Annotated in this window: 7 protein-coding genes; 1 reads left to right on the top strand and 6 read right to left on the bottom strand. The window is 69.7% G+C overall.

The window, feature by feature from the left end; genetic code table 11:
• Positions 1–296: 296 nt before the first annotated feature.
• Complete coding sequence (locus HY68_RS15185; protein WP_041989060.1) at positions 297–1,304, bottom strand: stage II sporulation protein M; 1,008 nt, start codon at positions 1,302–1,304, stop codon at positions 297–299.
• Between the two features lie 123 nt (positions 1,305–1,427).
• On the opposite strand from HY68_RS15185, the gene HY68_RS15180 reads away from it, so the two are divergent.
• Positions 1,428–2,330 carry an RDD family protein gene (locus tag HY68_RS15180; RefSeq protein ID WP_041989059.1) on the top strand — a complete coding sequence of 301 codons (903 nt, stop codon included), beginning with the start codon at positions 1,428–1,430 and terminating at the stop codon, positions 2,328–2,330.
• A 7-nt stretch (positions 2,331–2,337) separates the two neighbouring features.
• On the opposite strand, the gene HY68_RS15175 is transcribed toward HY68_RS15180, so the two are convergent.
• From HY68_RS15175 to HY68_RS15155, 5 genes are all read right to left on the bottom strand, one after another.
• A complete protein-coding gene (locus HY68_RS15175) occupies positions 2,338–2,952 on the bottom strand; it encodes a hypothetical protein (protein WP_041989057.1) in 615 nt (204 codons plus the stop codon).
• A 130-nt stretch (positions 2,953–3,082) separates the two neighbouring features.
• Positions 3,083–4,540 carry an adenosylhomocysteinase gene (gene ahcY / locus HY68_RS15170; RefSeq protein WP_041989055.1) on the bottom strand — a complete coding sequence of 486 codons (1,458 nt, stop codon included), beginning with the start codon at positions 4,538–4,540 and terminating at the stop codon, positions 3,083–3,085.
• Positions 4,541–4,808: 268 nt separating this feature from the next.
• Positions 4,809–5,915, bottom strand: coding sequence for a cation diffusion facilitator family transporter (locus tag HY68_RS15165; protein WP_041989053.1), 1,107 nt, complete (start codon positions 5,913–5,915; stop codon positions 4,809–4,811).
• 121 nt (positions 5,916–6,036) lie between these two features.
• A complete protein-coding gene (gene manA / locus HY68_RS15160) occupies positions 6,037–7,206 on the bottom strand; it encodes a mannose-6-phosphate isomerase, class I (RefSeq protein ID WP_041989052.1) in 1,170 nt (389 codons plus the stop codon).
• A gap of 57 nt (positions 7,207–7,263) precedes the next feature.
• On the bottom strand, positions 7,264–7,620 hold a 357-nt coding region (locus tag HY68_RS15155), incomplete at its 5' end, for an SIS domain-containing protein (RefSeq protein WP_041989050.1).

Raw genomic sequence — 7,620 nt, 5'->3', positions numbered from 1 at the left:
AGCGTTTCCGCCTCATGAATTCCAGTGGCCTTTGGGAGTGGCCTTTGCCTTTCGGCTGACTCGACTTTATCAGAGATATTCGGGCCGGATTTCGCCGACCTTCGTCATCTGGATGTCGAATCAGGTGCTCCGAGGAAATTGAACTTCCTGTCCGGAGCTGCAATAGATGCTAACCACCGCACTCGATCATGTCCAGCTTCGAGGCAACCGTTCGAATCTACCTCCCCACGCCGACCATGTCAATGGTTTTTGTGGGGCGAAGAGGAGACTAACAGGTCCCGGACGCCCCATGCACATCAGGCGGCGATCGGGAGCTCCGCGCTGCGGTCCGCCGCCTCCACGTCGCCGATGTCGCCGGCTCGCGCGGCCCGGCCGCCGAGGACGTACACGTAAGTCAGGAAGGCGAGTTCGGCGGCGATGCCGATGGTGATGCGCGCCCATGTAGGCAGGCCCGAGGGGGTGACGAAGGCTTCGATCGCGCCCGACACGCACAGGACCAGGGCCAGGCCGATGGCCATGCCCACTGCCGCTCGGCCCCGTTGGGCCAGGGCAGTTCGCCGTGACTGCGGGCCGGGGTCGATCAGCGTCCAGCCCAACCGTAGGCCCGTACCCGCGGCCACGAAGACCGCTGTCAGTTCGAGCAGGCCGTGCGGGAGGATCAGGCCGAGGAAGGTGTCCAGCCGGCCCGCCGACGTCATCAGCCCCGCTCCGACGGCCAGGTTGAGGACATTGGTGAAGAGGATCCAGATCACCGGCAGGCAGAGGAACGCACCCAGGACGAGGCACATGGCGGCTGCCTGGGCGTTGTTCGTCCACACCTGGGCCGCGAAGGACGCCGCCGGGTGGCTGGAGTAGTACGTCTCGTACTGACCGCCGGGACGGGTCATCTGGCGCAGCTCGTCCGGGGCGGCGATCGAGGACTGGACTTCCGGATGGGCGGCGATCCACCAGCCCAGCACCGCCGTCATGACCGTCGACAGCAGTGCTGTCGGTATCCACCAGTGCCGTGCGCGGTACACGGCTGCCGGGAAGCTCGCCGTAAGGAAGCGCACGGCGTCACGCCAGCTGGCGTTGCGGGCGCCGGTCACCGTCGCGCGGGCGCGCGCCACGAGCTGGGTGAGGCGGGTCGTGAGCATCGGATCGGGTGCGCTGGACTGGAGCAGGGAGAGATGGGTCGCCGCGCGCTGGTAGAGGACGACGAGTTCGTCCGCCTCGGCGCCGGTGAGCCGGCGGCCACGGCGCAGCAGGTGGTCCAGGCGGTCCCACTCGGCCCGGTGCTTTGTCACGAAGACATCGAGATCCATGGTCGGCTGCTGCTCCAGGCACTGGGTGCGTACGGTCGGTCCGTAGTACTGCGGCGCGCTGTGCGTCAGCTTGGCAGACTGACGGCCTGATGTGCAGAGCAGGTCGGCGAGGGGTGGGCACCGGTGGACGAGCTTGTGACGGGCGACGCGGTCGTACTCGGGCTGCGCCCGGCGAGGCTGCCGAGCCGCGCGCTGGCGCTCGCGATCGACCTCGTGGTGATCTGGGTGGTCTATCTGATCCTGACGATCGGTGTCGTCGTCGCGGCCGGTTCGCTCGACGACGCCGCCCTGGCTGCCATCTCCGTCGCGATGTTCCTGTTCGTGCTGGTCGGTGTCCCGATCGCGGTCGAGACGCTCAGCCACGGACGCTCGCTGGGCAAGCTCGCCTGCGGTCTGCGGGTGGTACGGGACGACGGCGGCCCCATCCGGTTCCGGCACGCGCTGGTGCGGGGCGCGATGGGCGTGGTGGAGATCCTGATCTCGTTCGGGGTCATCGCCTGTATCGCGTCGCTCGTGTCGGCGCGGGGCCGGCGGATCGGTGATGTCTTCGCCGGGACCCTCGTCGTACGGGAGCGGGTGCCCGGAGCGCGGATGGAGAGCGTGCCGCCTCCCCCGCCGTGGCTGGTGGGCCGGTTCGCCGCGCTCGACCTGTCGTCGGTCCCCGACTCGCTGTGGCTGGCGATACGCCAGTACCTGACGCGTATGGGGCAGCTCGACCCGGCCGTGAACTGGTCCATGGCCGTTCGGCTCGCGGACGATCTGGCGGCCCGTACGGGGGCGCCGAAGCCCGCGGACGTGCCGCCGGCCGCTTACCTGGCCGCCGTGGTGAACGAGCGTCAGGCGCGCGAGGCCCGACGGGGGTTCGAGGCTCCGGCCGGTGTCTCCGGCGGTGTCGCTGTCCCCCGTCTCCCCGTCGCCGACGTTCCTGCGGGTTCCGTGCCCGTGGCCGCTCCCACGCCCGCGCCTGCCACGCCGTCACCCTCCAAGCCGTCCGGACCCGCCACCGGATTCGCGCCGCCCGCCTGAGCCGCCGTCAGGGCAGCGTCGAGGGCGGGGTTTCCAGGTCTTCCAGCTCGATGCCGGGGGCCGCGAGCACCACGTCACCGCTGAGGTGGATCGTGTGCTGCTCACCGGTGTCCAGGGCGTTGACCTGGTACTCGTCCACCGTCAGGGGCCCGTTGTCAGTGGCATGCGCTTCACTTCTCAGCAGGGCCCAGGACTGGTCGAGGGTGCGGGGTGCGAGGACGGGATCCGTGAAGGCGACGAGCCGGACACGGGTGGCGGGGGAACCGGCGGTGAGGCGCAGGAGACGGGCGACAGCGACGAGGAAGGCGGGGGAAGTGCCGGTGAAGGCGTGGGCGCGCACATTGCCTTCGGTGGCATGAGTGCCGGTGGGGTCGGTACGGACCCAGGTGACGCCGTCGAGTGCGCCGCCGCGGATCTGCCAGCTGGCGGCGTTGAGTTCGAGACGGATGGGGCGGCCGAGTTCGTCGATGGCCAGATCGACGGAGCCCGCGTGGTCGCCGGCGGGGGTGGTGATCTGGGAGACGTAACGCCAGCCGGAGGGGCCTGGCGCGCAGTGGAAGTGTTCGTCGCCGAGAGGGGTGTGATCGTGCGGATCGTGGAGCGAATAACGGCCGCGGGGCATGGGGGCTTTCGGATCCTCGGGGGTTGATACGGGGCAGGCCCCCCGGCACGGGGGTGCGGGGGGCCTGCCTGGTACCGACTGGTGTCACGCGAGACTGAGTGTCACATCCGGCGCAGTGCCGGTGTGCGGCTCAGTAGCGGTAGTGGTCCGACTTGTACGGGCCGGCCACGTCGACGCCGATGTAGGCGGCCTGCTCCGGGCGGAGCGTCGTGAGCTTCACACCGAGCGCTTCGAGGTGGAGGCGGGCGACCTTCTCGTCGAGGTGCTTGGGCAGCACGTAGACGTCGGTCGGGTACTCCTCCGGCTTGGTGAAGAGCTCGATCTGGGCCAGCGTCTGGTCCGAGAACGAGTTCGACATCACGAAGGACGGGTGACCGGTCGCGTTGCCGAGGTTCAGCAGACGGCCCTCGGACAGGACGATGAGGGTCTTGCCGTCGGGGAACGTCCAGGTGTGGACCTGGGGCTTGACCTCGTCCTTGACGATGCCGTCGATCTTGGCAAGGCCGGCCATGTCGATCTCGTTGTCGAAGTGACCGATGTTGCCGACGATCGCCTGGTGCTTCATCTTGGCCATGTCCGAGGCCATGATGATGTCCTTGTTGCCCGTGGTCGTCACGAAGATGTCGGCGATACCGACGACATCGTCGAGCGTGGCGACCTGGTAACCGTCCATCGCGGCCTGCAGCGCGCAGATCGGGTCGATCTCCGTGACGATGACGCGCGCGCCCTGGCCGCGGAGGGACTCGGCGCAGCCCTTGCCCACGTCGCCGTAGCCGAAGACGACGGCGACCTTGCCGCCGATGAGGACGTCGGTGGCGCGGTTGATGCCGTCGATCAGCGAGTGGCGGCAGCCGTACTTGTTGTCGAACTTCGACTTCGTCACCGCGTCGTTCACGTTGATCGCGGGGAACAGGAGGGAGCCGTCACGGTGCATCTCGTACAGCCGGTGCACACCGGTCGTGGTCTCCTCGGTGACACCGCGGATCTCGGACGCGAGACGCGTCCACTTCTGCGGGTTCTCACCGAGGGTGCGGTTGAGGAGCGTGAGGATGTACGCGTACTCCTCGCTGTCCGCCGTGGCCGGGTCCGGGGCCTTGCCGGCCTTCTCGAACTCGACGCCCTTGTGCACCAGGAGCGTGGCGTCGCCGCCGTCGTCCAGGATCATGTTCGGGCCGCCGGTGGGGGTGTTGGGCCAGGTCAGCGCCTGCTCCGTGCACCACCAGTACTCTTCGAGGCTTTCGCCCTTCCAGGCGAAGACCGGGATGCCCTGCGGGTTCTCCGGGGTGCCCTCGGGGCCGACGGCGATGGCCGCGGCCGCGTGGTCCTGCGTGGAGAAGATGTTGCAGGACGCCCAGCGGACGTCGGCGCCGAGGGCGGCGAGCGTCTCGATGAGGACGGCGGTCTGCACCGTCATGTGCAGGGAGCCGGTGATCCGGGCGCCGGCGAGCGGCTTGGCCTCGGCGTACTCCTTGCGGATCGACATCAGGCCGGGCATCTCGTGCTCGGCGAGAGTGATCTCCTTGCGGCCGAACTCGGCAAGCGAGAGGTCGGCGACCTTGAAGTCCTGTCGGTTGGCGACAGTCGTCATAACGAGCTGCTCCTCGTAAAGGGGTCGAGGGTGGGTACGTGCGGCTGGCTCTGCGGCGGCGGGCATACGAATGCCCGAGCACTCGCGGCTCAGTCCGTCGGAGGCCCTCTCTCCCTCGGCCGGTCCGCGGACGCGGGCCGCCCGACCGCCATCAGCAGCGACGTCTGGCTCTTCGGTCGAATCTACACCGATCGGCCCAGCCGCCCACAGCCGACCGCTGAAAGGGGGCCGGAAACCGGCCGTGAACCGGCCGTGCGGGAGGGGGGTGTCAGGCCTTGTCGGCAGGCGGGTCCGCAGGGGACGCGGGCTTCGCCGGGTCGGCGGGGTCGGCAGGGTCGGCGGCCGCGTCGGCAGCACCGTCGTGAGTGTCGGCGGCGTCTGCGGCGTCAGGTCCGTCGGCTGCGTCCGGCGGGGTGAGCGGGCCGCCGGGGCCCTTTTCCGGGTCGGCGCCCGACGCTGCCCGCGACTCGCTGTAGATGTCCGGCTCCAGGTAGATCACCCGGGCGATCGGGACGGCTTCCCTGATGCGCGCCTCGGCGGCGTTGATCGCGGAGGCGACCTCGTCGGCCGTGTCGTCGTGCTGCACCGCGATCTTCGCGGCGACCAGCAGTTCCTCGGGGCCGAGGTGAAGCGTCCGCATGTGGATGATGCCGGTCACGACGTCGCCGTCGACGACCGCGGCCTTGATCTTCTCCACCTGGTCGGCGCCCGCCGCCTCGCCGAGCAGCAGGGACTTCGTCTCCACCGCCAGGACCAGCGCGATCAGGATGAGGAGGATACCGATGCAGAGGGTGCCGATACCGTCCCAGACGCCGTTGTCGGTGCCCAGGGCCAGGCCCACACCGGCGAGGGCGAGTACGAGACCGATCAGCGCGCCGAAGTCCTCCAGCAGCACGACCGGCAGCTCGGGCGCCTTCGCGCGCCGGATGAACTCCGTCCAGGAGAGCGAACCGCGCGTGTGGTTCGACTCCTTGATGGCGGTGCGGAACGAGAAGCCCTCAGCGATGATCGCGAAGACGAGCACGCCGACCGGCCAGTACCAGGACTCCAGCGCGTGCGGGTGCTTGATCTTCTCGTAGCCCTCGTAGACGGCGAACATGCCACCGACCGAGAAGAGCACGATCGAGACGAGGAACGCGTAGATGTACCGCTCGCGGCCGTAGCCGAAGGGATGCTGCGGGGTCGCCTCGCGCTGTGCCTTCTTGCCGCCGAGCAGCAACAGCCCCTGGTTGCCGGAGTCGGCGAGGGAGTGCACGCTCTCCGCCAGCATCGACGACGAACCGCTGAAGAGGAACGCCACGAACTTGGCTACTGCGATCGCGAGGTTGGCGCCGAGCGCCGCGACGATCGCCTTGGTTCCGCCTGACGCGCTCATGGGTCGCCTGGTGTCCCTTCCTCGGTGCGGGCTTCATGGGTTCGGGCCCGGTGGGTGGTGCGTGGCCGGACATTGTTGCAGCCGTGGCTGCCGTGAGACGGCTCAGGCCACTGCGGATGCCTCAGGCCACTACTGTTGCCCGGAAAACCGTTCCCGTACCGGACAGTTCGGCCTTGTCTCCCGCCGGGACGAACACCGAGTGCCCTGGGGCCAGTTCGATGTCGCCCGCGCGGGGGGTTCCCGCCACGCACAGCAGGATCTGCGGGGTGTCCGCCGTGATGTCGCGTACGGCGCCGCCGGGCGCCAAGACGTAGCGGGAGAGCCGGAATTCGTCGATGGGGGTCTCGTAGACCTCCTCGCCCGACGTGGAGACCTCGGGGCGCAGCACACCCGGGTCGGTCGCCTCGAACCGTACGACGCGCAGCAGTTCGGGTACGTCCACGTGTTTGGGGGTGAGCCCGCAGCGCAGCACGTTGTCGGAGTTGGCCATGATCTCGACGCCCATGCCGTCGAGGTAGGCGTGCGGGACGCCGGCGCCGAGGAACAGCGCCTCGCCGGGGCGCAGTTGTACGTAGTTGAGCAGCATCGCCGCGAGGACGCCCGGGTCGCCGGGGTAGTGGTGGGCGATGCCGGCGTACGGGGCGTACTCGCCGCCGAGGCGTTCGGCTGCGGCCGCGACCTCGGTGACCGTCGCCGCCGTCTCGACCGGGTCGCCGGAGAGCACGGCCGTAAGGACCTCGCGCAGCGCGGCCTCTTCGGGACGGGCCTGGAGGAGGTCGACGTACGGCTTGACGGAGTCGACGTCGAGTCCGGCCAGCAGCCTGGCCGCCTCGGCGGGGGCCCGGAAGCCGCACAATCCGTCGAACAGGGTGAGCGCGCAGATCAGTTCGGGCTTGTGGTTGGCGTCCTTGTAGTTGCGGTGCGGGGCGTCGACGGGGACGCCCCTGCGCTCCTCGTCGTCGTAACCCTCTTTCGCCTGGGCGAGGTTGGGGTGGACCTGGAGGGAGAGCGGGGATCCCGCCGCGAGGATCTTGAGCAGGAACGGCAGGCGCGGGCCGAACTTGCCTACGGTCGCGGCGCCCAGCTCCGCCTCGGGATCGGAGGCGATGAGGTCGGACAGGGCGCGCTCGCCGTCGGCGGTGGGGCGGGTGACGCGCGAAGGCGCGCCCGGGTGGGCGCCCATCCACATCTCGGCCTGGGGTTCGCCGGTCGGCTCGACGCCGAGGAGTCCGGGGATGGCGGTCGTGGAGCCCCAGGCGTAGGGGCGCACCGTATTGGCGAGGCGGTCCATGAAGTCTGTGCTTCCTTGTGTACGGGGGCGTGTACGGGGTGTCTGGGAGCGTCGGGGTTACGCGGCCGGCTGAGGAGTCGAGGCGAGCGCGAGGTAGACCGCGGCGAAGTCGGTGACGGCGACGAGTTCGGCGAGGGCTTCGAGCTGGCTGCCCTCTTCCGGCTCCAGTTCGCTGATGGGGGTGTCGGCGCCGAGGGCGAGCTCCCTGGCGGCGGGCGCCGCCGAGAGTCCGCCGGTGGGGCGGTCACGCAGCAGGACGACCCTGGCGCGCAGCGCCTGCGGGTCCTCGATCCGGTCGCGGAAGAAGTCGTCGGGGTCGCCCGCTCCGCCCGTGAAGTCACCGCTGAGGAGCGCGCCGTGGGCCGGGAGGGCGTCGGGCAGTTCGGCGGCGAGCGCGGGGCGGCCGGTCAACTC

The organism is Streptomyces sp. AcH 505, from assembly GCF_000818175.1.
GTDB lineage: Bacteria > Actinomycetota > Actinomycetes > Streptomycetales > Streptomycetaceae > Streptomyces.
This window is presented reverse-complemented; position numbering and strand designations above follow the sequence as displayed.

What these genes read in the sequence shown, in the direction of transcription:
- HY68_RS15185 (WP_041989060.1), bottom strand. Translation starts at nt 1,304, where the DNA reads ATGGATCTCGATGTCTTCGTGACAAAGCACCGGGCCGAGTGGGACCGC.
- HY68_RS15175 (WP_041989057.1), bottom strand. Translation starts at nt 2,952, where the DNA reads ATGCCCCGCGGCCGTTATTCGCTCCACGATCCGCACGATCACACCCCT.
- ahcY (WP_041989055.1), bottom strand. Translation starts at nt 4,540, where the DNA reads ATGACGACTGTCGCCAACCGACAGGACTTCAAGGTCGCCGACCTCTCG.
- HY68_RS15165 (WP_041989053.1), bottom strand. Translation starts at nt 5,915, where the DNA reads ATGAGCGCGTCAGGCGGAACCAAGGCGATCGTCGCGGCGCTCGGCGCC.
- manA (WP_041989052.1), bottom strand. Translation starts at nt 7,206, where the DNA reads ATGGACCGCCTCGCCAATACGGTGCGCCCCTACGCCTGGGGCTCCACG.